The organism is Falsirhodobacter sp. alg1, from assembly GCF_000739715.2.
GTDB lineage: Bacteria > Pseudomonadota > Alphaproteobacteria > Rhodobacterales > Rhodobacteraceae > Falsirhodobacter.
In genome coordinates this window covers 206,149-230,976 of sequence record NZ_BBJC02000003.1, presented here as the reverse complement: position 1 = coordinate 230,976, position 24,828 = coordinate 206,149, and the positions used below count along the sequence as shown (strand labels likewise).

The following is a 24,828-nucleotide window of genomic DNA, read 5'->3' as shown; positions in this document are numbered from 1 at the left end:
CAAGCAACATCGCCAGCCATGCCACAAAGGCACAGCCACCCTCTCCTGCAAAATCTTATATATCAACCGATTGATCATACAATTATTTATCGGGGCAATACGTCCGCTGCGCATGAAGACGCTTATGGCCGGATTGCCCCTGTTCCATAAGGGCAACGGAACGATGCTCGTCTCCTTGGAACAGCCATAAAATATCCCGGCGTTCCATCAACGCCCTATAAAATGCAAAGGCTTCGATCAGTCATAACACATGTGCATGAACGACACGCAACCTGCGTCGGAAAATGCAAAAACCGGACAAATGTATTGACCCGTATAAGCGCTCCGCAACATAAACGGCGATTGGCAATTTTCGGTGAGACCTCTGATGTTAGAGAAACAATTCGACCTGAGCAAACACGGCACCACCGTCAGACGCGAGGTTATTGCCGGCGTTACGACGTTCCTGACGATGGCGTATATTATTTTCGTGAACCCCGATATTCTGTCGACCACGGGCATGGATCGGGATGCCGTATTTGTCGCGACCTGTCTTGCCGCAGCCTTGGGTTCGGCAATCATGGCGCTTTGGGCGAATTGGCCGATCGGCATGGCCCCCGGAATGGGGCTCAACGCTTTCTTCGCCTTCACGGTCGTGGGTGCAATGGGCTTCACATGGCAGCAGGCACTTGGGGCCGTATTCATTTCGGGCGTGATCTTCCTGATCCTGAGCGCGACCGGAATTCGGCGCTGGCTGATTTCAGGTATTCCCGCATCGATGCGCAGCGCAATTGCGGCTGGTATCGGAATGTTTCTGGGCCTGATCGCACTGCAAAGTGCTGGCGTCGTTGTGGCAAATCCAGCCACCCTTATCGCGATGGGCGATCTGACAACGGCAGGAACGCTGCTGGCAATTCTGGGTTTCTTCATCATCGTGGCGCTTGATGCATTGAAAGTGCGGGGCGCCATTCTGATCGGTATCCTGTTGATCACGGTCATCTCGATCCTTGTCGGCGCAAGCGATTTTGGCGGCGTGATGTCGATGCCCCCGTCGTTGATGCCGACATTGCTGCAGCTGGACATTGCCGGCGCGCTGACCGTTGGGATCTTCCATGTCATCCTCGTGATGGTTCTGGTCGAGGTTTTTGATGCAACGGGTACACTGATCGGCGTAGCAAAACGTGCAGGTCTGCTCCCTGACACAAGCACCGAGACGAACAAAGGCCTTGGTCGTGCGTTGATGGCAGACTCGACGGCTATTGTCGGCGGCGCCCTTCTAGGAACAAGCTCGACAACCGCCTATGTTGAAAGCGCATCAGGTGTTCAGGCTGGGGGCCGTACGGGATTGACCGCGCTGGTCGTCGCGATCCTGTTCCTGCTGGCGATGTTCTTCGCCCCCTTGGCAGGCTCTGTTCCGGCCTATGCCACAGCCCCCGCCCTGCTGTTTGTTGCCTGCCTGATGGCGCGGGAATTCGAGAACATCGTTTGGGATGATGTGACCGAAAGCGCCCCTGCCGTGCTGACCGCCCTCGTCATGCCCTTTACCTATTCGATCGCGAACGGTCTTGCGGTGGGCTTCATCAGCTATGCGCTGATCAAGTTGATGACGGGCCGTGCCAAGGAGGTTCATGCAGCAACCTGGGTGGTTGCAGCACTGTTCGTCATCCGCTTTGCGTTCTTTGTAGAATGACATTCGCCCGGGCAACCGGGCGCAATGGTGTAAAATGAATAATGGCTCGGAAATTCCGAGCCATTGTTTTTAGAAAATCAGGGTAGGATCAAGGCCCGCATTGCAGCACCCACACATCATAACGTGGATGCTCCAGCGCATTGAGGGCGGGACTGGATGCGATCATCCAACCTGAAAACACCGGCGTAGACGTCCGGGTGTCCTGAATGGTCAGATGCGCATAGGCGTCAGATGACGGATCTTCTGCAGGATACCGGCAGTCGTCCATCTGGATCGTAAGAAAGCCGAAGGTGACAGATTGGCCGCGTGAGAGGGAAACATCGTCCGTTGCCCCTGTGACCTTATCCAACCAGCGCAGCGTACCACCCTGCGCCGATGCTGCCTGCGGTATATTCTGTGCCACCGCCGGAGATCCGATCAGGAACGCTGCGGCGCAAAGCCCATACAGGATTTTCATGGCGCAGCAGGATCGATATCTGACGAACCCGAGCTGGCGTCATCGCCACCTTTGCCGCCGACAAAGGCCATCAGCAAGGAGATCAGGCTAACCGAACCTTGCGTATCCTCGATCTCTTCGCCGGGTTGGAGATTGTCGATTGCACCGCCCGGCTGGATCTCGACGAAGTTGCCGCCAAGCAGACCTTCCGACGAAATGAGCAAGGATGAATCGGTCGGAACCTGAATGTTGTTCGGAACACTGATCGTCGCATCGGCAAAGAATGTGGTCGGGTTCAGCGACAATGCCGTGACCGTTCCGATCTTTACCCCTGCAAGACGCACATCGGTGCCGACACCCACGCCATCGGCAGTCCGAAAACTGCCCTGAAGGGTGTAGCTATCGCCGGTTCCGCCAAAACCGGCCACTTGGCCAGCATAGATCAGAAATGCCGCCGCTGCTGCAAGGACAGCTCCGCCAACGACAACTTCGGTTGTGTTCTGGGTCATTCGGGTCGCCATGCCTCGTAATCTTGCCGAACAGCGGGTTGTGGGCGCCGCAAGGAACCTGCCGGCGCATAGGCCGCCGAGGTTCCGGTCATATTTTCCTGATGCGGTTTTTCCCAAGCCTTATGAACCAGCGGGCGCTCGGACGGCGTCTCGTTCCATGTGTGGTGCAACCAGCCATGCCAGTCAGGCGATACGCGGCTTGCCTCGGACTCACCATTGAAGATGACCCAACGACGCTTCCCGTCCTTGCTCTGGTAGAAAGTGTTACCCTGCGCGTCCTCACCAGCCTTCTGGCCATGCCGCCATGTCCAGAACTGAGTGTTCAGTGTCTGCCCATTCCACCACGTCAACAATCGCGTAAGCGTCCGTATCATACCCATCTCCAGCGCTTGGGTGTCTATCGCAAAACAAACGCCCCGGGTACAGACCCGAGGCATCTGACTGGCATTAACTGGCCGAAGCGGATTCCTGTTTCGCTTCCGTATGAACGATCAACGGCTTGGCACCCTTGTTGACCGAGTCATCATTCACCACAACCTCATCCACGCCCGACAGGCCAGGCAGATCGAACATGGTATCCAGCAGGATATCTTCCATGATCGACCGAAGCCCGCGAGCACCTGTCTTGCGCTTGATCGCGCGCTTGGCAATGGCAGTCAAAGCATCCGGCGTGAATGTCAGGGTAACCCCTTCGATATCGAACAGGCGCTGGTACTGCTTGACCAGAGCATTCTTCGGCTCGGTCAGGATGGTGATCAATGCCGCTTCATCCAGATCAGTCAGTGTCGCAATCACCGGCAAACGCCCGACAAACTCCGGAATAAGGCCAAACTTCAGCAGATCTTCCGGCTCAAGCTGCGAGAACAGCTCACCAATGTTGCCCGCATCCGGATCCTTCACGTCGGCACCGAAACCGATCCCCGACCCCTTGCCGCGCTGTGCAATGATCCGGTCCAACCCGGCAAAGGCGCCGCCGCAGACGAAGAGGATATTGGTCGTATCCACCTGCAGGAATTCCTGCTGCGGATGTTTGCGTCCACCCTGCGGTGGAACACTTGCGACCGTTCCTTCCATGATCTTCAGCAAAGCCTGCTGGACACCCTCACCCGATACATCACGGGTGATCGACGGGTTGTCGGACTTCCGCGTGATCTTGTCGACCTCGTCGATATAGACGATGCCGCGCTGCGCACGCTCCACGTTATATTCGCTGGCCTGCAACAGCTTCAGGATGATGTTTTCGACATCTTCCCCGACATAACCCGCCTCGGTCAGCGTGGTCGCATCAGCCATCGTGAACGGCACGTCCAGAATGCGCGCCAGCGTCTGCGCCAGCAGCGTCTTGCCGCAGCCGGTAGGGCCGATCAGCAGGATGTTCGATTTGGCCAGTTCGATATCGGTCTTCGTCGAATGGTTCAGACGCTTGTAGTGGTTATGAACCGCAACAGACAGAACGCGCTTCGCATGGACCTGACCGATAACGTAATCGTCCAGTACCTTGCAGATTTCTGCAGGTGTCGGAACGCCGCCGGTTGTCTTCAGTCCGCTGGATTTCGTTTCCTCGCGGATGATGTCCATGCACAGTTCAACGCATTCATCACAGATAAACACGGTTGGGCCTGCGATTAGTTTGCGCACCTCATGCTGGCTCTTTCCGCAGAACGAGCAATAAAGAGTGTTCTTGCTGTCGCCGCTGGTCGTAGTCGCCATGCTTATCCTCTGGGGAAGTCTCCGATCGTGAAATCGGTCCATTAAAAGTAAAGTTTAGGCCAGCTTCCCGGCCTTCACAATCGCAAATCCGGCAGCGGGGCTGCCGTCAGGTGGCTGGCGCATCCGCCTTGCCGCGGCTCTCGACGATCTGGTCGATCAAGCCCCATTCCTTGGCATCCTCGGCGGACATGAAATTGTCACGCTCCAGGGCTGCCTCAACCGTTTCGTAGTCATTGCCGGTGTGGCGCACGTAGATCTCGTTCAGACGGCGCTTCAGCTTTTCGGTTTCGCGGGCATGGATCATGATGTCCGTCGCCTGCCCCTGATAGCCGCCGGAGGGTTGGTGAACCATCACGCGGCTGTTGGGCAGCGAGAAGCGCATTCCCTTTTCACCGGCTGTCAGCAGAAGCGATCCCATGGATGCCGCCTGACCGATAACCAGGGTCGAAACCTTCGGCTTGATATACTGCATCGTGTCGTAGATCGACAGTCCCGATGTTACAACGCCGCCCGGGCTGTTGATGTACATCGAGATTTCCTTGGACGGGTTTTCAGCTTCAAGGAAAAGAAGCTGCGCACAGATCAGGCTCGACATGCCGTCATGAACCGGTCCGGACAGAAAGATGATCCGCTCTTTCAGCATGCGCGAGAAGATATCATACGCCCGCTCACCACGGCTGGTCTGCTCGACCACCATCGGGACGAGCGTGTTCATGTAGGTATCAATCGGATCTTTCATCGGCCCTGCCCCTCGTATTCCACCTTCAGAGGTCCCCTCCAAAGCGCTATGTGAGTCTTAGTCATGCGGTCAGGAAGCCGCAAGGGTCCGAACCCACCTCTATCCTGCTCAATTTCCGTGGAACGGGAAGTTTCGCCCTATTCCCGCCGATTTTCGTGATGAGAACATCCCGTGAATAGACCGGCACCCCTCTACGGCGAAAAATATGAAAAACGACGTAGGTAGAACTGCATGCTCGCAGCACCCCGGTAAAAGCCATTCCCTATTTTGGCAGGCCTGCTTCCAGATAGGTCCGCAGGCGGCGCTTGCCCCGACGGCTGTAATGCTGGCGGGTAAACAGTTCCAGCGGAACCAATGTGCAGCCCCCCGTGCCACATTTGAACAGACGCGAGGCGCCGGCAATACCACCTGCCGAGGAGGTCGTTGCGACAACCGTCACCTCCACGGTCTCGAATTCCGCTTCGGGATCGATTTCGTCATTCTCATCCGCAGCGCGACGGATCAGTGTCGAGAACCGCCCGACATCCCGCATGGAGCCGCCAGCCATCGGCCCCTGGTTTGTCGGCAGATTATCGTCATCGCCTTCGGTCTTCATCATTTCATTCCGTTCGGAAACGATCGCACGATGGGAACTGTTACCGATACGCAGCTCAATGATGACGCTGAGCAGATAGATCGGTTCCAGCCCGAGGTTTGTCACCATGCAGTGCGTATTGGCCCCTTTTCCCCCACCGGAGGTAATCAGGATCACCGGACGCTGCTGGCGCAGGTACTGGCTTAGGAATATCCGCAGGTAGAAGATCCAGACCACTGCCGTGATCGTACTTACCGCAGCCTGCACCAGCCCGCTATGTTCAAGAAACCAGTTCATCGCACGCCCTTCTGCCCAGTCCCCCTCATCTAGGGCGGACGGATACAAAACAACCCCGCGCGGCAAAGTCGCAAGCAAAGGTCAGCCTAAAGCCAATCCGGCCGTCCAGCCGGGAGCGGGTATAAACACGATTGCGCGATTGGAAGAATGGTGGCCCGCAACAGATTTGAACTGCTGACATTTCCGATGTGAACGGAACGCTCTACCCCTGAGCTAGCGGGCCTTTGGTTCTACCGAACCATGGGTAGGCGCCGAAAACGCCGCCCCCATCATGCGCATGGCGCGTGATGGGGGCGGTTTAGCTTCAGTCCTCGTCATCCGCAAGCGAGTCATTGCCGGAATTCGCATCTTTGTTGCCACCGGTATGTGGCCGCAGCTTCAGCGTGATGGGACCGTTGTCGTCCTTCTGTTTCACAACACGGATCTTGCCCAACGGAGGCAGCATCATGTCCTGGCCATCACCCAGCTTTTCGCCCATCAATTTCAGGAATGCCTCGAGAATGGGCTTCACGGTCGAGCGTTTTTCGCCGGTCTGTTCCACAACGGCATCCAGCAGCTCCGGCATTTTCACGACCAAAGGTGCTTCTCCCCCTGCGACAGAGGTTTCGGGCAGAGCAGTTTCAACAGCGGCAGCAGGCTTTTCGGCTGCAGCGGCTTTGGTCGTTTTCGAAGTTGTGCGGGTTGCCATATAGAATCATCCTTACCGTTTGATCTGCGCCAACGATACGCGCCACAGGGCGATGTTCCATCAGCCAAATGAAAAAACGCGCCCGGAGGCGCGTCTTTTTTATCAATGCGCGCGGATTGCGGGCGATTGCTGCTGCTCGGACAGACGTTGGGCAGCGGCGGCTTCTTCTGCAGCCTCATCCCATTCCACAGGCTCCGGCATACGGATCAGCGCCTCACGCAGAACCTCACGGACGTTGCTGACAGGAATGATCTTCAACCCTTCCTTCACGTTGTCCGGGATTTCGGTCAGATCCCTCTCGTTTTCCTGCGGAATAAGAACCGTCTTGATCCCGCCGCGCAGGGCCGCCAGCAGTTTTTCCTTCAACCCACCGATCGGCAGCGCATTGCCGCGCAAGGTGACCTCCCCCGTCATCGCGATGTCCTTGCGTACGGGAATTCCCGTCAGGACCGACACGATGGAGGTTACCATAGCCAGACCGGCGCTTGGCCCATCTTTGGGAATGGCGCCTTCGGGGACGTGGACGTGGATGTCCATCGTCTCGAACCGCGGCGGTTTGACACCCAGTTCGGGTGCAACCGACCGGACGAAGCTGGATGCCGCATCAATGGATTCCTTCATCACATCGCCCAGCTTGCCCGTCGTCTTCATCCGCCCCTTGCCGGGCAGACGCAGCGCTTCGATCTGGAGCAGCTCTCCACCGACAGAGGTATAGGCCAATCCGGTAACTACACCGACCTGATCTTCCTTTTCCGCAAGGCCGTAACGGTGCCGCTTCACGCCCAGATAATCGGTAATATTATCTGCGGTGATCGCAACGCTGGTGCTTTGCTTGCGCACAATCTCGGTTACGGCTTTGCGGGCCAGCTTCGCGATCTCACGCTCAAGGTTACGCACCCCGGCCTCACGGGTGTAGGAGCGGATGACTTCGGTCAGCCCATCATCGCTGATGGAGAATTCGCCCTTTTTCAGACCATGGTTCTCGACCTGTTTTGCCACCAGATGCGACTTTGCAATCTCGCGCTTCTCGTCCTCGGTATATCCCGACAACGGAATGATCTCCATCCGGTCCAGAAGCGGGCCCGGCATGTTGTAGGAGTTTGCCGTGGTCAGGAACATCACGTTCGACAGATCATATTCTACCTCAAGGTAGTGATCCGCAAAGGTCGCATTCTGTTCCGGATCCAGAACTTCCAGCATGGCAGACGCCGGATCCCCGCGGAAATCCTGGCCCATCTTGTCGATTTCATCCAGCAGGATCAGCGGATTGGTCGTCTTAGCTTTCTTCAATGCCTGAATGATCTTGCCGGGCATGGAGCCGATGTAGGTCCGGCGGTGGCCGCGAATTTCGGATTCGTCGCGCACGCCACCAAGGCTGATCCGGATGAACTCACGCCCAGTTGCCTTGGCAACCGAACGCCCAAGCGAGGTTTTCCCCACACCGGGCGGTCCGACGAGGCACATGATCGGCCCCTTCAGTTTCGTTGCACGGGCCTGCACGGCCAGATATTCGACGATCCGTTCCTTCACCTTCTCAAGGCCGTGGTGGTCACCGTCCAGCACCTCTTGTGCCTTGGCCAGATCCTTCTTGACCTTGGATTTCACGCCCCATGGAATACCCAGCAGCCAGTCAAGATAGTTCCGCACGACAGTCGCCTCGGCGCTCATCGGGGACATCGACTTCAATTTCTTGATTTCGGCATCGGCCTTTTCACGGGCTTCCTTGGACAGCTTCGTTGCAGCCACCTTGGCTTCCAGCTCGGCAATCTCGTTTTGGCCTTCGTCGCCGTCACCAAGTTCCTTCTGGATCGCCTTCATCTGTTCGTTCAGATAGTATTCGCGCTGCGTCTTTTCCATCTGGTTCTTGACGCGGGACTTGATGCGCTTCTCGACCTGAAGAACGCTCATCTCACCCTGCATATGGCCGTAAACGCCTTCCAGACGCTGACCGATGTCCAGCGTTTCCAGAAGCGCCTGTTTCTTGCCGACGTCGATACCCAGATGGCCGGCAACCAGATCGGCCAGACGTGCAGGATCCTGCGTGTCCGACACGGCAGCCAGTGCCTCTTCGGGAATGTTCTTCTTGATCTTGGCGTAACGCTCGAACTCGTTGGCGACCGCACGCACCATGGCTGTGACGGTTTCTTCCTCACCAGGTTCTTCGGTCAGGGTTTCCGCGTGCGCCTCGAAGAAATGGTCATTTTCCAGAAATTCGGTGATCCGAACACGTTCCTTGCCTTCGACCAGCACCTTCACGGTGCCATCGGGCAACTTCAGCAGCTGAAGCACGTTGGCCAGAACGCCGGTACGGTAGATGCCGTCCTCGCCCGGATCATCCACGGAGGGGTCCATCTGCGACGACAGCAGGATCTGGCGATCCTCGGGCATGACCTCTTCCAATGCGCGAACCGATTTTTCACGGCCGACAAACAGCGGAACGATCATGTGCGGGAACACGACGATGTCCCGCAACGGCAGGACAGGATAGCTTTGAGGAAGGGTCTGGTTCATCTTTGGTCCTTTCGCAGGAAGGCTCTGGCCCCGTTCGTCGGCAGCACTCGGCCTTCCCCGGATCTGATTAATTTATTTGGGATTGCCCCCGCCCCGTGTCAACCTTGCTATAGCGGGTCGATATCACCGGCAGCCCGCTGCGCATGGAAATCGGCAACAAAGGCGGCAAGCCGCTGACCCGCAATCGCATCGCGCAACCCCTGCATCAATTCCTGATAATAATGCAGGTTATGCCATGTCATCAGCATGGAGCTGATAATCTCCTGCGCGCGCATGACGTGGTGCAGATACCCCCGTGAATAGTTGCGGCAGGCGGGGCAGCTGCAATTTTCATCCAAGGGACGCGGATCATCCATATGGCGCGCGTTCTTGATGTTCACGACGCCGCGCCGGGTGAATGCCTGGCCTGTCCGCCCCGAGCGGGAGGGCAGAACGCAGTCCATCATGTCGATGCCACGCTCGACGGCACCGACGATATCATCCGGCTTTCCGACACCCATAAGATAGCGGGGTTTGTGTTCGGGCAGCATTCCCGGTGCATAATCCAGCACCTCGAACATGGTCTTCTGCCCCTCGCCCACCGCAAGCCCGCCCACGGCATAGCCATCAAAATCAATGGCCCGCAGTTTCTCGGCGCTTTCGGCACGCTGATCGGGGAAAACACTGCCCTGCTGGATACCGAACAGGGCATGCCCCGGACGGTCGCCAAAGGCGTCGCGCGACCGCTGTGCCCAACGCATCGACAGCTCCATCGACTTGCGCGCTGTCTTTTCATCCGCGGGGAACGGCGTGCATTCGTCAAAGGCCATCACGATATCCGAGCCGAGCAGTGCCTGAATCTCCATGCTCCGCTCCGGCGTAAGATGGTGCGTGCTGCCATCGATATGGGATTTGAAGCGGACACCTTCCTCGGACATCTTCCGCAGCGCGGTCAGGCTCATCACCTGGAAACCGCCGGAATCCGTCAGAATCGGACGTTCCCAGTTCATGAACTTATGAAGCCCCCCCAGACCGGCAATCCGCTCGGCCGTGGGGCGCAGCATAAGGTGATATGTGTTGCCCAGCAGGATATCGGCACCGGTTGCGCGCACGTTTTCTGGCATCATCGCCTTTACCGTCGCCGCAGTTCCGACCGGCATGAACGCCGGTGTCCGGATTTCGCCGCGTGGCGTGTTGATGACACCGGTTCGCGCCCGCCCATCCGTGGCACCGATCTGGAATTCGAATTTGGTCATAGCATTGCCCCTTCGCGCGCCTGATGCGGCAGATCATCCGCGGTTGAAAGCAAAAAACGGCGGGGAAGGCGAATAACACACAATTGCGTCAAAGGTCACGAGAGAATATGAAGCGTCATTACGCCGCACCCGAAGGGGAGCGGGCCAATCCGGCACCTGAGGAGGAGACCGATGGAAATCGATTACGCGCAGGGGACCGAACCCCCGAAATTGCGCCCGTTCTATACCCACTTGTACTTTCAGGTGATCGTCGCGATCATTCTGGGTATCTTGCTCGGTCACTTTTATCCCGCTTTCGGGGCAAGTCTCAAGCCGCTTGGGGATGCGTTCATCAAGCTGGTGAAGATGATCATCGCACCCGTCATCTTTCTGACCGTGACAACCGGCATCGCCGGGATGAGCGATATGAAAAAGGTGGGCCGCGTTGCCGGCAAGGCGATGCTGTACTTCTTCACGTTCTCCACGCTTGCCCTTGTCCTCGGGCTGGTGGTGGCCAATGTGGTCCAGCCCGGCGCGGGCCTGAACATCGACCCGGCCACGCTCGATGCCGGAGCCATTTCCGATTATCAGGTCAAGGCACACGAAACATCCGTCGTCGGCTTCTTGATGAATATCATCCCCAGCACGCTGGTCGGTGCATTCGCAACGGGTGATATCCTTCAGGTCCTGTTCATCGCCGTGCTGTTCGGGATTTCGCTGGCGCTGGTAGGCGAACGTGCCGAACCGATCACCCGCTTCCTGACATCGCTGACCTATCCGGTTTTCAAACTGGTCTCGATCCTGATGAAAGCCGCACCGATCGGTGCCTTCGGCGCAATGGCCTTCACCATCGGCCGTTACGGGATCGGTTCGGTTGTGAACCTCGCATTCCTGGTTCTGTGCTTCTACGCGACAGCGCTGTTCTTCGTGCTGGTCATTCTGGGGGCTGTTGCCCGCTACAACGGTTTTTCCATCTTCAAACTGATCCGCTACATCAAGGAAGAACTGCTGCTGGTTCTCGGCACATCCTCTTCCGAAGCGGCCCTGCCCTCCCTGTTGCAGAAAATGGAACGGGCCGGCGCTTCGCGTTCGGTTGTGGGTCTGGTCGTACCGACCGGGTATTCGTTCAACCTTGACGGCACGAACATCTACATGACGATGGCCGCGCTGTTCATCGCACAGGCCACGAATACGGATCTGACCCTTGGGCAGGAAATCCTGCTGCTGGCGGTTGCAATGCTGTCGTCCAAGGGGGCAGCCGGGATCACCGGTGCGGGCTTCATCACTCTGGCCGCAACCTTGTCGGTTGTGCCGACGGTTCCGATCGCGGGTATGGCGCTGATCCTCGGGGTCGATCGCTTCATGTCGGAGTGCCGCGCGCTGACCAATTTCGTCGGCAATGCTGTCGCCACGATCGTCGTCGCCCGTTGGGAGGGAGAGCTTGATGAAAAAGCCCTTCATGCCGCATTGAACGGTGAGCCGCAGCCCATTGCAGCGACAGATGTTTCCGAACGGATGCCTTCGGCGTTCAAGGACGACGTTATCGCCGCCGACTGATCCCGCATTGGGGAAATCCGGAATGAAAAAGCCGCCCCAAGGGGCGGCTTTTGTTTTGCGATCAACCGGATCAGAGGCCCAGCTTGGCCGCGACGATCTCGTTCACCATCTGCGGAGAGGCTTTCCCCCCCGTCGCCTTGATAACCTGACCGACGAACCAGCCTGCCAGCTTCGGGTTCGCCTTGGCCTTTTCAACCTGTGCAGGGTTTGCCGCGATGATGTCATCAACAGCCGCTTCGATCGCCCCGGTGTCGGTCACCTGCTTCATGCCGCGTGCGGCTGCAACTTCGGCAGGGTCCCCGCCCTCGGTCCAGATGATCTCGAACAGGTCCTTGGCCATTTTGCCCGACAGATCCCCGCTGGCGATCAGATCGATGATACCGCCCAGCTGTGCGCCTGTCATCGGCGAAGCATCAATTGACAGCCCCTCCTTGTTCAGGCGGCCGAACAGTTCGTTGATGACCCAGTTCGCCACCTGCTTGCCATCACGCCCCTTGGCGACCTGCTCGAAAAATCCGGCTGCATCCAGCTCTGCGGTCAGAACATTGGCATCGTAATCCGTCAGACCGAAGTCACGCATGAAGCGGGCTTTCTTGTCATCCGGCAGTTCGGGCATGGTCGCGGCAATATCATCCACCCACCCCTGTTCGATTTCCAGCGGCAGCAGATCCGGATCGGGGAAATAGCGGTAATCCTGCGCCTCTTCCTTGGAGCGCATGGATCGTGTCTCGTTCTTGTCGGGATCATACAGGCGGGTTTCCTGCGTGACCGTGCCTCCATCCTCCAGAATGGCGATCTGGCGACGCGCCTCGACATCGATCGCCGCTTGAATGAACCGCATGGAGTTCATGTTCTTGATTTCACAACGCGTCCCGAGATGGCTGAAATCACCACTTTCGCGGAACCGCTCGTAATCTCCGGGGCGGCAGACAGATACGTTCACATCCGCGCGCAGGTTCCCGTTCTGCATGTTACCATCGCAGGTCCCCAGATAACGCAGGATCTGGCGCAGTTTCAGCACATAGGCAGCCGCCTCTTCGGGGCTGCGAATATCGGGACGGCTGACAATTTCCATCAGCGCAACACCGGTGCGGTTGAAATCCACAAAGCTGTTGGCAGGGTCCATATCATGGATCGACTTGCCGGCGTCCTGCTCAAGGTGGATACGTTCCACCCGCACCAGACGGGCAACGCCCGCCCCCAGCTCGACCAGAACCTCTCCCTCACCGACGATGGGGTGATAGAGCTGGCTGATCTGATAGCCCTGAGGCAGATCGGGGTAGAAATAGTTCTTGCGGTCAAAGGCCGACCGGAGATTGATTTCAGCCTTCAGCCCCAGCCCCGTGCGAACAGCCTGTTCGACACAGAATTCGTTGATGACCGGCAGCATGCCCGGCATTGCCGCATCGACAAAGGAAACATGGCTGTTCGGCTCGGCACCAAAGCCGGTTGATGCACCCGAAAACAGCTTCGATTCGGATGAAACCTGCGCATGGATCTCCATGCCGATCACCAGTTCCCAGTCCTCGCGCGCACCGGCAATGATTTTTGGTTTCGGGGCTTCATAGGTCAGGTCAAGCATCGTCATCCCTCTTGATTACCGTTGTTTTACGCGCCGGAACGCATGGCGGCAAGCCCCCGACCAAAGCGGCGGCATAGGCCGGAACGGGCAAGATCCCGCCGATACGCCCCCAAAAAGGTTGATCCCTTGGAACATCACAAGGCACAACGCGCGAGCCGCCTGCTGAGGGGCGGTGCCACTCGTGTCAAGAATATGAAGATCAAAACGTACCTTTTCGGCGCGATTCTTGCGTTGCCAATCTCGTGTGGCGCAACCGCTCAGGCCCCTTCCGAACCGGCTGCCCTGCCGGCCATGCGGTGGGACTTTCGCCCCGAAGGTGCGGTCTGGACACAGCAAACCCTTGCCGCTGTAAGCCAGAACGAAACCGATCTTACTTCCGTTATTCCGACCGACATCCAGACCTGGTGCCCCGGTTATCCAACCGCCACTACCGACGAACGTCGTGCATTCTGGGCGGCCATGCTGTCGGCCCTTGCCAAGCATGAAAGCACATGGAACCCGCAGGCATCGGGCGGCGGCGGTCGCTGGATCGGCCTCGTGCAGATCTCTCCCGGCACAGCCGAAGCGTACAACTGCGATGCCACTACCACTGCCGCATTGAAAAACGGATCTGCCAATCTGGCCTGCGCCGTCAACATCGCTGCGGAACAGGTCGTGCGGGACAACATGGTTTCGGGGGTTGCAGGCCGCAAAGGCATGGGGCGCGACTGGGCGCCCTTCCGTTCGGCCAGCAAACGGGCCGAGATGGCATCATGGACCCGCAAACAATCCTACTGCAAAGCCTGATTGGCAAAACGGCGCCCGGATGGGGCGCCGTTGTCAATTCATGGGCTTGTCAGCCGTGTGGAGGTCCGCCCCCCCGGAAAACGCGTGGCCTGGACAAGGCTGACCGCAGGGGCATGGATCCCCCCGAGCGATAGCGTCTCGGCGCGGAGCATTTCGATCCCCTCATCCGATTTGACAGGAACACGCTCCGGCAGGATGGGCTTGCCCACCGTAACCCGATATGGCTGGCGATGCTTGTTCAGCACCTCATGGAACAACGTTATGTCGCGCAATGTCGGGTGCATCACGTCGAACAGATAGAACAGCGTGGAATTTCTGGCACGGATATTCAGCGGCACGACCGGCAGATCGAACTTGCGTGCGATCATGGCGGCGGATGCCATCCACGGGCGTTCCATCAGTTTCAACCCGGTGCGCTTGGCCAGACGGCCCGATGGAAAGATTACCCCCAGACGTCCGGCCTCGATTGCCTTGCGGGTATAATCCATCGTTTCGCGCGTTTTCTGCATGGACCGTTTTTCCGGCCGCCATTCGACAGGACAGATCAGATCCGCCATCTGCGGCATGATCCGCAAAATGTCGCTATTGGCATAGAAGAACAGATCGGGCCGCAGCGGGGCAATCAGATGGTGCAGGATGACACCATCTGCAATTCCCGTCGGATGGTTGGCCACAATCAGCGCAGGTCCGTTGCGCGGAATATTCTCCAACCCTGTGATATCGATATCTTTGGCAATAAGGGCTGCCACACGCGCCATCAATTCGGGCGTGGGCAGATGTTCATATTCCTCTGCAAGCGCCAGCGTCCGCGGATAACCGAGTATCTGCGTCAGCGCGGAGTAGAGCAGCCGGTGGTGTGGGCGCCCCGAAAACAGCCAAGGTGCACGCTCGGCAATAAGGGGGTCGATACGGTCTCTCATGATCTCTCACCTAACGGAGGCGTGATAGAGTCATGCCGTGAACGCCCCCCAAAGGCAAGGGCAGAGGCACCAACCAGCGAAAATCTACCGTCTTTCTGTTGCCATCCGCCCGGCCATCTCGGCCAGATCAGGGGATAGACCGGCCTTTGATAGAATGCGGTCCAGCGCGGCCAGCATGTGTTTCTGGCGGCCTGCATCATATCGCAGCCGGTTGCTGAACGCCGCGGACATGCGGGCAGCCGTTTGCGGATTTGCGTCATCCAGCCTGATCAGCCAGTCTGCCAGCAGGGCATATCCGGCACCATCCGCCCGGTGGAAACCAGCGTGATTTGCCGGAAGGGCGCCGAAAACAGCACGGAAACGGTTCGGGTTGCGCCAGTCGAACTGGGGGTGACGGGTCATCGCCTCCACCGCCGCGACGGGATCCTCGGCATAAAGCACCCCGAGCGTGAACCATTTGTCCATCACCAGGCGGTCATCCCCCCAGCGTTCGGCAAAGCTATCCAGCGCCTTTTGCCCCTGCCCCACGGCCAGAAGTGCCACCAGCGCCCCCACCTCTTCGGTCATATTGGTGGCACCGGCAAAAGCGGTCCGTGCAGCCGCGCCGCCATCGATCCGCGACAGCAGCGCAAGGGCCTGCATCCGCAATGCCCGCGCCCCGGCCTGTGCCGGGTCCGGTGACCATGCCTCATCCAGCGGGGCTGCCATGGCCGGCAGATCATCCGCCAGCCGTCCGGCCAGCGCGGTGGCCATGGCGCGTCTGGCCTGCCGGATGACGTCCGGGTCCGGCGTCACCCCCCGCTCGAAGATCACCTGCGCCATATCTTCCTCGGACGGCAGGCGCAGGGCGATTGCGCGGAACGCGTGGTCTAGATCTGCATCCACCGCCAGCGCCGCCAAGGCCTCCAGCCATTCGGCGGAAACCTCGGCACCATCCATCACCATTGCGGCCATGACATCACTTGCAAGGGTCCGGCCTGCCTCCCACCTTGTGAACAGGTCTGTATCATGGGCCAGAATGAAGGCATGTTCGCCGGCAAGCGGCGTGCGTTCCAGAATTACGGGCGCAGAGAACCCGCGCAGCAGCGATGGAACGGGGCGCGATGCCAGTCCGTCGTAGCTGACGGATTGCCTTTCATCCGTCAGCTCGACGATATGCGTCGCCACAACTTCCGCCCCCGCCTCATCCAGCAGGCCCATGGCAATCGGTATCACCTTGGGCGGCTGCGGCTGCCCCGTCAGCGGATCGGTTAGCTTTTGCGTAAAGGTCAGGGTATACCGGCCATCATCCCAGTGTTCCGATACGGCAACGCGGGGCGTTCCCGCGTCGGTGTACCAGCGTGCGAATTGCGACAGATCGCGCCCCGTGGTATCCTCGAATACCCGCAGCCAATCCTCGATCGTGCAGGCCTGCCCATCATGGCGCGCGAAATACAGATCCAGCGCCTTGGCGTAATCCGCATCCCCCACCAACAGTTTCAGCATGCCGATGATTTCGGCCCCTTTTTCATAGACCGTGCGGGTATAGAAGTTGTTGATCTCGATATAGCTGTCGGGCCGGACCGGATGTGCCAACGGGCCGCCATCTTCGGGAAACTGCTGTGTGCGCAGTTTTACAACATCCTCGATCCGCTTTACCGCATGGCTTCGCATATCACCTGAAAACTGCTGGTCGCGGAAAACCGTCAACCCTTCCTTCAAGCACAGCTGGAACCAGTCCCGGCAAGTGATGCGGTTGCCGGTCCAGTTGTGGAAATATTCATGCGCGATAATTGTCTCGATCCGGGCAAAATCCTCGTCGGTGGCCGTCTCGGGCAAGGCCAGGACATATTTGGAGTTGAAGATGTTTAGCCCCTTGTTCTCCATCGCGCCCATGTTGAAATCATCCACCGCAACGATATTGAAAACCGACAGGTCGTATTCACGGCCATAGGTTTCCTCGTCCCATTTCATGGAGCGGACCAGACTGTCCATCGCATAGGCGCAGCGCCCTTCATCGCCCGGCCGCACCCAGATGTTCAGATCCACCTCCGCCCCCGACCGGGTGACGAACCGGTCCGGATGAGCCACCAGATCACCTGCGACCATTGCGAACAGATAGGCGGGCTTCGGCCACGGATCATCCCATTCCGCCCAGCCCGGCCCCGCCGCAACGGGATTGCCGTTCGACAAAAGGACCGGCAGATCGCTCTCGATCCGGACGTGGAACGGCGCCATCACATCGGGACGGTCGGGGTAATAGGTGATCTTGCGGAATCCTTCGGCCTCACATTGCGTGCAATACATGCCCCCCGACATGTAAAGGCCTTCCAGCGCGGTATTTCCGTCCGGTGAAATCTCTACCTCGGCGGAAAACGTGAAGGGCGCTTCGGGCACCGTCAGCGTCAGACCCGTCTCATCGGGCTGCGCCGCGACAGGGGCACCATTGATGCTGACCGAGATCAGCCGCAACTTCTCTCCGTCCAGCCGCAGCGTCGTCTGTGCCGGCACCGCAGGGTTCGGGTAAAACCGGATTTCCGACAGCACGCGCGTTGCTTTCGGTGCCAGGCGGAATGTCAGCGATACACGCTCGATCAGGTGGGAGGGGGGCGTGTAATCGGCAAGACGGATCGGTTGGGTCATGAATAGGCTCCGGTGATTTGCCCGAAGCCTATTCCCCTGATCCGTAGGCGCAAGACAGCTTACGCAGCGTCCAGTGCGAGCGCATGGATGCGCGTCATGATGGGGCCAAGTGCTGCATGAACCGCACGGTGGCGGGCAATCCGCCCCATTGCTGCCAGCTCCGGCGCGCGGATCAGCACGCGAAAATGGCTTTCCCCGCCCTCCTGAAAGCCGGAATGCCCGCGGTGGGCCTCGCTTTCATCCTCCACCTCCAGCTCGGTTGGTGAAAATTGCGCGGTCAGTCGCTGGGTAATCTCGTCTGTAATGCTCATTGTGATGGGTCCCCCCTTCTCCTTGCTGCTCAAATCACTAAACTCACGCCTCCGACTCGGAAAGGCCCTGATAATGTCCAAAGCTCCCTTCGAATTCGACCTACGGGTTTCAACCGACAAGAAACGCCGCAAAACCGGCCGACGGGGGATGTCCGGCGCACAGGAAGCGTCCACACGGCAGTGCGAATATCCGGGATGCTCCGAAGCGGGCCTGTACCGGGCACCGCGCTCTCCTGACCATCTGGATGAATTCGTATGGTTCTGCAAAGAGCATGTTCGTGAATACAACCTGAAATGGAACTTCTTCCAAGGCAAGACCGAGGATGATTTCCAGGAATTCCTTGATAAGGACCGCTTCGGGGGAAGCGAGGCGCGGCCGTTCACCAAACGCCCTGATGAGGGGCATGTCTGGTCCCGTGTCGGGATCGACGATCCGATGGGAATATTGGGCGACCGTTCCTCCCCCGCGCCGCAGCGCGTCAACAATGGTGCCACGCGCAAGCTGCCGCCTACCGAACGCAAGGCGCTGGAGATCCTTGAGGCACGGGACACTTGGGGCCGCCTGGAAATTCGCAAGCAGTACAAAAGCCTCGTCAAGGATCTGCACCCTGACATGAACGGCGGCAACCGCGCCGATGAGGAACGGTTGCAGGAAGTTGTCTGGGCGTGGGACCAGATCAAGGAAAGCCGCTTCTTCCGCGATTGACCTGTCAGGCGGGCTGGCCATTGGAGGCCATGAGCCCGCCATCCACCGGCAGATTCACCCCGGTGACAAAGCGGGCATCCTCAGACGCCAGAAAGGCAATGACGGCCGCGATCGCCGCCGGATCTGCCGGAGCCCCGAGCGGCATGCGTTCACTGAACTTGCGGATCGTCTCCTCGTTGCCCACCATTTTCGTGGTCATTCCACTTGCGGTGAAGGACGGATTGACCGCATTCACCCGGACGCCGTCTTTTGCACCATCCAGCGCCAGCGCACGGGTCATATTGCTGACCCCGCCCTTGGAGGCGTTATAGGCAAACATCTCCCAATCGCCGCCCAGCCCGGATACCGAGGAGACATTGACAATATTTCCCCGGCGCGCCTTCAGGGCGGGCCACGCGGCCTTGGTCATCCGGAATGTGCCGGTGAGATTGACATCGATCTGGCGCTGCCAGTTTCCCACCGTCACATTTTCGATCGTACCGCCGACCGCAATGCCCGCATTGTTCACCAGCACATCAATTCCGCCAAGATCATCGGCGGCGGTCACGATCCGCTCCGCATCGCCCTCTGCCGCAATATCCGCCACGATGATATGGGTACGATCCGCATCCATCTCCCGTGCGGTTTCCTCCAGCTTGCTCTCGGTACGCCCGACCAGCAACAGGATGGCCCCCTCCTCGGAAAACCTGCGGGCTGTTGCGGCACCAATTCCGGACCCTGCCCCGGTGACGACGACGATCTTGTCGGAAAACCTCATTTCACATGCTCTGCTATTGTTTGCACAAGCTATTTGAACCGGCTGCATGCGCCGTAGGTTCCGGTCTTGCGTGTCCTGCATGAATGTTCCATGAACGACACATCCCTAAGCAAAGAGGACGTCATGTCGGATATGCCTGCGAAACCCACCGAGGAAATCTCTGTCCGCGAAGTTTTCGGCATCGACACTGATATGAAGGTCAAAGGCTTTGCCGAACGCACCGATCGCGTTCCGACCGAAGACCCGACATACAAGTTCGACCCCGATACCACGCTGGCCATTCTTGCCGGATTTGCCTTCAACCGCCGTGTGATGGTCCAGGGTTATCACGGCACGGGAAAATCGACGCATATCGAACAGGTCGCCAGCCGACTGAACTGGCCCTGCGTGCGGATCAACCTTGATAGCCATGTCAGCCGGATCGATCTGATCGGTAAGGACGCCATCAAGCTGGTGGACGGCAAACAGGTCACCAGCTTTCAGGAAGGCATTCTGCCTTGGGCGCTGCGGAACCCCTGCGCCATCGTGTTCGATGAATATGACGCAGGTCGTGCGGATGTCATGTTCGTTATCCAGCGCGTGCTGGAAACCGACGGCAAGCTGACCCTGCTGGACCAGAACGAGGTCATCACCCCCCACCCGTCATTCCGCATGTTCGCCACCGCGAACACGGTCGGTCTGGGCGACACGACCGGCCTTTACCACGGCACCCAGCAGATCAACCAGGGCCAGATGGACCGGTGGAGCCTTGTGGCCACGCTGAACTATCTGAGCCATGACGCCGAGGTGAACATCATCCTGTCCAAGGCCCCGCATTACAACACCGAGAAGGGCCGCAAGACGATCGGACAGATGGTGACGGTCGCGGATATGAGCCGGACCGCGTTCATGAACGGTGATCTTTCCACCGTCATGTCACCACGGACCGTGATCGCATGGGCCCAGAATGCCGAGATCTTCCAGAATGTCGGTTATGCCTTCCGCCTGACCTTTCTGAACAAGTGCGATGAGCTGGAGCGCCAGACGGTTGCTGAGTTCTATCAGCGCTGCTTTGGCGAAGAGCTTCCAGAAAGCGCCGCCTCGACCGCAATGAAATAAGGGGGCGCTCTCTTCCCCCGGAGACGCGAATGAGCAAACCCTCCGACAACCCCGCCGATCCGTTCAAAAAAGCGCTGGCCGAAGCGACGAAGACCATGGCGCGGGATAGCGAGATGACAATCTCCTATTCCGTCGATCCACCGGGGATGACCCGTGAGGGCATGCGTCTGCCACAGGTCACCCGCCGCATGACCCGGGACGAGGTGCTACTGGCCCGCGGCACCGCCGATGCCTTTGCCCTGCGCCGCCGCTATCACAACGAGGCGACGGCAAGCCGCTATACCCCGTCGGGGCCTTTGGCGCGTGACATCTTCGACGCCATGGAAACCGCGCGCTGCGAGGCGATGGGCGCAAGGGATATGCCCGGCACCGCCACGAATATCGATGCCAAGATCGGCCATGAGGCGGATCGCAAGGGATACGGGCAGATCCGTCAGGCGCAGGATGCGCCATTGGCCACGGCTGCGGGATATCTGGTGCGCCATCTGGCGACCGGCCGCCCGCTGCCCGCCGGGGCCAACAACGTCATGGAACTATGGCGCGGCTTTATCGAGGATCAGGCCGGCGGCACATTGGAAACGCTGGACGATGTGCTGGCCGATCAGGCTGCTTTTGCCCGCTTTGCCCGCCAGATGATTTCCGACATGGGGTATGGCGACCAGTTGGGCGATGACCCCGATATGGAAGATCCCGCCGACGAGGCACCGGACGAGGCGGAGGAGGACGAGCAGGAGCCGGAATCCAACGCTGATCAGGACGGCGCCGATGACGAGGATGATGCCGCCTCCGAGCGCAGCCAGGAAGAGCAGCAGGACAGCTCTCAAGCGCAGGTATCCAGCGATGAAAGCGCCGAGCAGCAAGAGGGCGAAGAGGCCGAGATGCCCGAGGGCGATGCCCCGAACGAGCCTCCGCCCCCTGCCGCACATTCGGATGCAGATCCGAACTACAAGGTATACAGCCCTCGCTTCGACGAGGAGATCCGCGCCGAGGATCTGGCCGAGCCCGTGGAACTGGAACGGTTGCGCGCCTATCTCGACCAGCAGCTTGAGCCGCTGAAAGGCGCGGTCAGCCGCCTTGCAAACAAATTGCAGCGCAGGTTGCAGGCGCAGCAAAGCCGGTCGTGGGAATTCGATCTGGAAGAAGGCACGCTGGACGCGGGCCGTCTGGCGCGCGTGGTCGCCAATCCGACCATGCCGCTGTCTTTCAAGATAGAGCATGATACCGAATTCCGTGATACCTGCGTGACGTTGCTTCTGGATAATTCCGGCTCCATGCGCGGGCGCCCGATCTCCATTGCCGCGATCTGTGCCGATGTGCTGGCCCGCACGCTGGAGCGCTGCCAGGTGAAGGTTGAAATCCTCGGTTTCACCACCCGCGCCTGGAAGGGCGGACAAAGCCGCGAGGCATGGCTGGCCGAAGGGCGGCCACAGCAGCCCGGGCGGCTGAACGATCTGCGGCACATCATCTACAAGGGCGGCGATACGCCGTGGCGGCGCGCGCGCCCCAACCTCGGGCTGATGATGAAAGAGGGGCTGCTGAAGGAAAACATCGACGGTGAGGCGCTTGAATGGGCACATCGGCGGATCACGGCCCGCCCTGAATCCCGCAAGATCCTGATGGTCATTTCCGATGGCGCCCCCGTGGATGACAGTACGCTTTCCGTCAATCCGGCCAATTATCTGGAAAAGCACCTGCGCGATGTGATCGCCATGGTTGAACGCCGTCGCGCGGTCGAACTGTTGGCCATCGGTATCGGCCATGATGTGACCCGTTACTACGACCGAGCCGTAACAATTACGGATGTTGAGCAGCTGGCCGGCGCGATGACCGAACAGCTGGCCGCCCTGTTCGATGCTGACCCGAGAAAGCGTGCCCGCGTTCTTGGAATGAGGAATATGCGCTGATGTTTCAGAACTTCACCACCACCGCCCGCCCTGACCTTGGTGCCACCCGCCTGGCGGAATTGCGACAAGAGCTGCGGGCCGAAGGGCTGGATGGTTTCATCGTGCCGCGTGCCGATGCCCATCAGGGTGAATACGTCGCACCGCGGGACGACCGGCTGGCATGGTTGACGGGGTTCACAGGCTCTGCCGGATTCTGCGTGGTTCTGGCAGACAAAGCCGGAGTGTTCATTGACGGACGTTACCGTACACAGGTCAAACACCAGGTCGATCTGGCCCATTTCACGCCGGTTCCCTGGCCGGATGTGACACTGGGGAAATGGATTGCCGAAAACTGCAAGGGGACGATCGGATTTGATCCGTGGCTGCACACGCATGCAGAAATTACGGCAATGCGGGCTGCCGGCGTCACGCTGAAACCGGTTAAGAACTTGGTTGATCGCATCTGGGCGGATCAACCTGCCCCGCCTGCCGGCGCCGTGTTCCTCCAGCCGGACGAACTCGCCGGTAAGACTTCCGCTGAAAAAAGGGCTGAAGTAGGGGCATCCCTCGCGGCCGAGGTTGCCATCCTGACGCTGCCCGACAGCATCTGCTGGCTGCTGAACATCCGTGGCACGGATGTAGCGCGCAATCCGGTAACACATGCCTTTGCCCTGCTGCACCGTGACGGCAAGGTCGACCTGTTTGCCGATGCCGCCAAATATTCCGATGACGTTCTGGCGGCTCTCGGGCCTGACGTCAGGTTGCACCCCGTGGCCGAGCTGGAATCTGCAGTGCGCGGCCTCAGCGGCCCCGTGCAGCTTGATGCCGCCTCTGCCCCGGTGGCATTGCGACTGATGCTGATCGAGAATGTGAAAATCGTGGAGGCGGACGATCCCTGCCGGTTGCCCAAGGCACTGAAGACCGAAGCCGAAATCACCGGAGCACGCGAGGCGCATCTGCGGGATGGCGCGGCCATGGTCGAATTTCTTGCCTGGCTGGACGAAACGGCACCGAAGGGCGGGCTGACCGAAATCGATGTGGTCACCAAGCTGGAGAACTTTCGTCGTGCCACGAATGCACTGCGCGAGATCAGCTTTGAAACCATCTGCGGTTCGGGTCCGAATGGCGCGATGATGCACTACCGGGTCACCGAAGACAGCAATCGCGCAATCGGCATGGATGAATTGCTTCTGGTCGATTCCGGAGGTCAATATGTCGATGGGACGACAGATATCACCCGCACGATCGCCATAGGGGATCCGGGGGATGAGGCCCGCAATTGCTACACCCGTGTGCTGCAGGGGCTGATCGCATTGACCCGCGCGCGCTGGCCTGTCGGCCTGTCGGGCCGTGATCTGGACCCGCTGGCCCGCTTTCCGCTGTGGCTGGACGGTCGTGATTTCAATCACGGCACAGGGCATGGTGTCGGGGCGTTCCTGTCGGTCCACGAGGGCCCGCAGCGCATTGCCCGCATTTCCGAGGTGCCGCTTGAAGCGGGGATGATCCTCTCGAACGAACCGGGGTATTACCGCGAGGGTGCCTTCGGGATCCGGCTCGAAAACCTGATGGTGACGGAAAAGGCGCCCAGGATCACCGATGATCGTGACCAGCTTTGCTTTGACACGATCACCTTCGTTCCCTTCGATCTGCGCCTTGTGCTGGTGGATGCCCTGTCACGGGATGAACGTGACTGGCTGAACGCCTATCACGCCAAGGTGGTGGAGCTTCTGCTGCCGCGTATTTCGAAGAAGGCAGCCGCATGGCTGCATTCCGCGACCCGCGCCATCTGATCTCAGGCAGCGGCGGCAACTTCCTGGATGCGGGTCACCATGGCCCGCACCCCGTTAGAGCGTTGGGCAGACAGGTGGCTGTCCAACCCCAGCCGGGCCAGTTCGGCCGAGGCATCGATTTTCGCGATATCCCCCACCTGCACCCCTGAATAGAGCGCATGCAGAATGGCGATCAGACCGCGCACGATCATCGCATCACTGTCGCCATCGAAATCGAACGTACCATTTTCAATACGCGGGTGGATCCAGACCTGGCTGGCACAGCCATCTACCTTGGTCGCAGGTGCCTTCAGCGCGTCGTTCATTTCGGGCATTGCCTTGCCCAGATCGATGACGTGGCGATACCTGTCTTCCCAGTCATCAAGAAATTCGAATGTATCCGCGATGTCTTCAAATGCCTGTGTGGCCATGGTCGCCCTCCGGTTCTTCGGAGTGAGAGGTAAGACGCCCAAGCCCAAAGGTCCAGCCT

The 24,828-nt window shown here is 59.2% G+C and carries 22 protein-coding genes and 1 tRNA gene; 7 read left to right on the top strand and 16 right to left on the bottom strand.

Annotated elements, in window-relative coordinates; genetic code table 11:
• Positions 1 to 367: 367 nt before the first annotated feature.
• Positions 368 to 1,669, top strand: coding sequence for an NCS2 family permease (locus TR36_RS07555; RefSeq protein WP_045390417.1), 1,302 nt, complete (start codon positions 368 to 370; stop codon positions 1,667 to 1,669).
• Between the two features lie 88 nt (positions 1,670 to 1,757).
• On the opposite strand, the gene TR36_RS07550 is transcribed toward TR36_RS07555, so the two are convergent.
• From TR36_RS07550 to tgt, 10 genes are all read right to left on the bottom strand, one after another.
• The gene (locus TR36_RS07550; protein ID WP_045390419.1) at positions 1,758 to 2,126 is read right to left on the bottom strand and encodes a DUF2155 domain-containing protein; all 369 of its coding nucleotides are present in this window, start codon (positions 2,124 to 2,126) and stop codon (positions 1,758 to 1,760) included.
• Positions 2,123 to 2,614, bottom strand: coding sequence for an outer membrane lipid asymmetry maintenance protein MlaD (gene mlaD / locus TR36_RS07545; protein ID WP_045390948.1), 492 nt, complete (start codon positions 2,612 to 2,614; stop codon positions 2,123 to 2,125). Before mlaD ends, TR36_RS07550 begins: the two co-directional genes overlap by 4 nt.
• Entirely contained in the window at positions 2,611 to 2,994 is a 384-nt protein-coding gene (locus TR36_RS07540; RefSeq protein WP_045390951.1) for an NADH:ubiquinone oxidoreductase subunit NDUFA12, read from the bottom strand. The genes mlaD and TR36_RS07540 overlap by 4 nt, the downstream gene beginning before the upstream one ends.
• Before the next feature lie 67 nt (positions 2,995 to 3,061).
• Positions 3,062 to 4,324: an ATP-dependent Clp protease ATP-binding subunit ClpX gene (gene clpX / locus TR36_RS07535; protein ID WP_045390421.1), complete on the bottom strand. Its 1,263-nt coding sequence runs from the start codon at positions 4,322 to 4,324 to the stop codon at positions 3,062 to 3,064.
• A gap of 106 nt (positions 4,325 to 4,430) precedes the next feature.
• Positions 4,431 to 5,063: an ATP-dependent Clp protease proteolytic subunit gene (locus TR36_RS07530; protein WP_045390424.1), complete on the bottom strand. Its 633-nt coding sequence runs from the start codon at positions 5,061 to 5,063 to the stop codon at positions 4,431 to 4,433.
• A gap of 262 nt (positions 5,064 to 5,325) precedes the next feature.
• Positions 5,326 to 5,934: a hypothetical protein gene (locus tag TR36_RS07525; RefSeq protein ID WP_062762913.1), complete on the bottom strand. Its 609-nt coding sequence runs from the start codon at positions 5,932 to 5,934 to the stop codon at positions 5,326 to 5,328.
• 148 nt (positions 5,935 to 6,082) lie between these two features.
• Positions 6,083 to 6,157, bottom strand: a tRNA-Val gene (locus TR36_RS07520).
• 81 nt (positions 6,158 to 6,238) lie between these two features.
• Positions 6,239 to 6,622, bottom strand: coding sequence for an HU family DNA-binding protein (locus TR36_RS07515; protein ID WP_052362589.1), 384 nt, complete (start codon positions 6,620 to 6,622; stop codon positions 6,239 to 6,241).
• Between the two features lie 102 nt (positions 6,623 to 6,724).
• A complete protein-coding gene (gene lon, locus TR36_RS07510) occupies positions 6,725 to 9,133 on the bottom strand; it encodes an endopeptidase La (protein WP_045390430.1) in 2,409 nt (802 codons plus the stop codon).
• A gap of 107 nt (positions 9,134 to 9,240) precedes the next feature.
• The gene (gene tgt, locus TR36_RS07505) at positions 9,241 to 10,368 is read right to left on the bottom strand and encodes a tRNA guanosine(34) transglycosylase Tgt (protein WP_045390432.1); all 1,128 of its coding nucleotides are present in this window, start codon (positions 10,366 to 10,368) and stop codon (positions 9,241 to 9,243) included.
• A gap of 171 nt (positions 10,369 to 10,539) precedes the next feature.
• On the opposite strand from tgt, the gene TR36_RS07500 reads away from it, so the two are divergent.
• Complete coding sequence (locus TR36_RS07500) at positions 10,540 to 11,904, top strand: dicarboxylate/amino acid:cation symporter (RefSeq protein ID WP_062762910.1); 1,365 nt, start codon at positions 10,540 to 10,542, stop codon at positions 11,902 to 11,904.
• A gap of 70 nt (positions 11,905 to 11,974) precedes the next feature.
• Here the strand turns inward: TR36_RS07500 and gatB are convergent, their stop codons facing one another.
• The gene (gene gatB / locus TR36_RS07495; RefSeq protein ID WP_045390434.1) at positions 11,975 to 13,486 is read right to left on the bottom strand and encodes an Asp-tRNA(Asn)/Glu-tRNA(Gln) amidotransferase subunit GatB; all 1,512 of its coding nucleotides are present in this window, start codon (positions 13,484 to 13,486) and stop codon (positions 11,975 to 11,977) included.
• Between the two features lie 192 nt (positions 13,487 to 13,678).
• Here gatB and TR36_RS07490 point away from each other — a divergent pair, with 192 nt between their 5' ends.
• A complete protein-coding gene (locus TR36_RS07490) occupies positions 13,679 to 14,272 on the top strand; it encodes a transglycosylase SLT domain-containing protein (RefSeq protein WP_045390958.1) in 594 nt (197 codons plus the stop codon).
• Between the two features lie 38 nt (positions 14,273 to 14,310).
• Here the strand turns inward: TR36_RS07490 and TR36_RS07485 are convergent, their stop codons facing one another.
• The 3 genes from TR36_RS07485 to TR36_RS07475 all read right to left on the bottom strand — a co-directional run bounded on the left by TR36_RS07485 (position 14,311) and on the right by TR36_RS07475 (position 18,125).
• Positions 14,311 to 15,192 carry a lysophospholipid acyltransferase family protein gene (locus TR36_RS07485; protein ID WP_045390436.1) on the bottom strand — a complete coding sequence of 294 codons (882 nt, stop codon included), beginning with the start codon at positions 15,190 to 15,192 and terminating at the stop codon, positions 14,311 to 14,313.
• An 84-nt stretch (positions 15,193 to 15,276) separates the two neighbouring features.
• Positions 15,277 to 17,814 carry an aminopeptidase N gene (gene pepN / locus TR36_RS07480; protein WP_062762907.1) on the bottom strand — a complete coding sequence of 846 codons (2,538 nt, stop codon included), beginning with the start codon at positions 17,812 to 17,814 and terminating at the stop codon, positions 15,277 to 15,279.
• Between the two features lie 59 nt (positions 17,815 to 17,873).
• Positions 17,874 to 18,125 carry a BolA family transcriptional regulator gene (locus TR36_RS07475; RefSeq protein ID WP_045390438.1) on the bottom strand — a complete coding sequence of 84 codons (252 nt, stop codon included), beginning with the start codon at positions 18,123 to 18,125 and terminating at the stop codon, positions 17,874 to 17,876.
• Between the two features lie 73 nt (positions 18,126 to 18,198).
• On the opposite strand from TR36_RS07475, the gene TR36_RS07470 reads away from it, so the two are divergent.
• Complete coding sequence (locus tag TR36_RS07470; RefSeq protein ID WP_370553377.1) at positions 18,199 to 18,831, top strand: DnaJ domain-containing protein; 633 nt, start codon at positions 18,199 to 18,201, stop codon at positions 18,829 to 18,831.
• A gap of 4 nt (positions 18,832 to 18,835) precedes the next feature.
• On the opposite strand, the gene TR36_RS07465 is transcribed toward TR36_RS07470, so the two are convergent.
• Entirely contained in the window at positions 18,836 to 19,588 is a 753-nt protein-coding gene (locus TR36_RS07465) for an SDR family NAD(P)-dependent oxidoreductase (protein WP_045390441.1), read from the bottom strand.
• Between the two features lie 90 nt (positions 19,589 to 19,678).
• Between TR36_RS07465 and cobS the strand changes: the two genes are divergently transcribed.
• Genes cobS through TR36_RS07450 form a run of 3 tightly spaced genes read left to right on the top strand, consistent with a single transcriptional unit; the run spans position 19,679 to position 24,359 of the window.
• Positions 19,679 to 20,686 carry a cobaltochelatase subunit CobS gene (gene cobS, locus TR36_RS07460; RefSeq protein WP_062762904.1) on the top strand — a complete coding sequence of 336 codons (1,008 nt, stop codon included), beginning with the start codon at positions 19,679 to 19,681 and terminating at the stop codon, positions 20,684 to 20,686.
• Positions 20,687 to 20,715: 29 nt separating this feature from the next.
• On the top strand, positions 20,716 to 22,590 hold the full coding sequence (gene cobT, locus TR36_RS07455) for a cobaltochelatase subunit CobT (RefSeq protein WP_045390446.1): 1,875 nt from the start codon (positions 20,716 to 20,718) through the stop codon (positions 22,588 to 22,590).
• A complete protein-coding gene (locus TR36_RS07450) occupies positions 22,590 to 24,359 on the top strand; it encodes an aminopeptidase P family protein (protein ID WP_045390449.1) in 1,770 nt (589 codons plus the stop codon). The genes cobT and TR36_RS07450 overlap by 1 nt, the downstream gene beginning before the upstream one ends.
• Positions 24,360 to 24,361: 2 nt before the next feature.
• Here the strand turns inward: TR36_RS07450 and TR36_RS07445 are convergent, their stop codons facing one another.
• Positions 24,362 to 24,769 (bottom strand): SufE family protein, encoded by a 408-nt coding sequence (locus TR36_RS07445; protein ID WP_045390452.1) that lies wholly within the window; start codon positions 24,767 to 24,769, stop codon positions 24,362 to 24,364.
• Positions 24,770 to 24,828 lie beyond the last annotated feature (59 nt).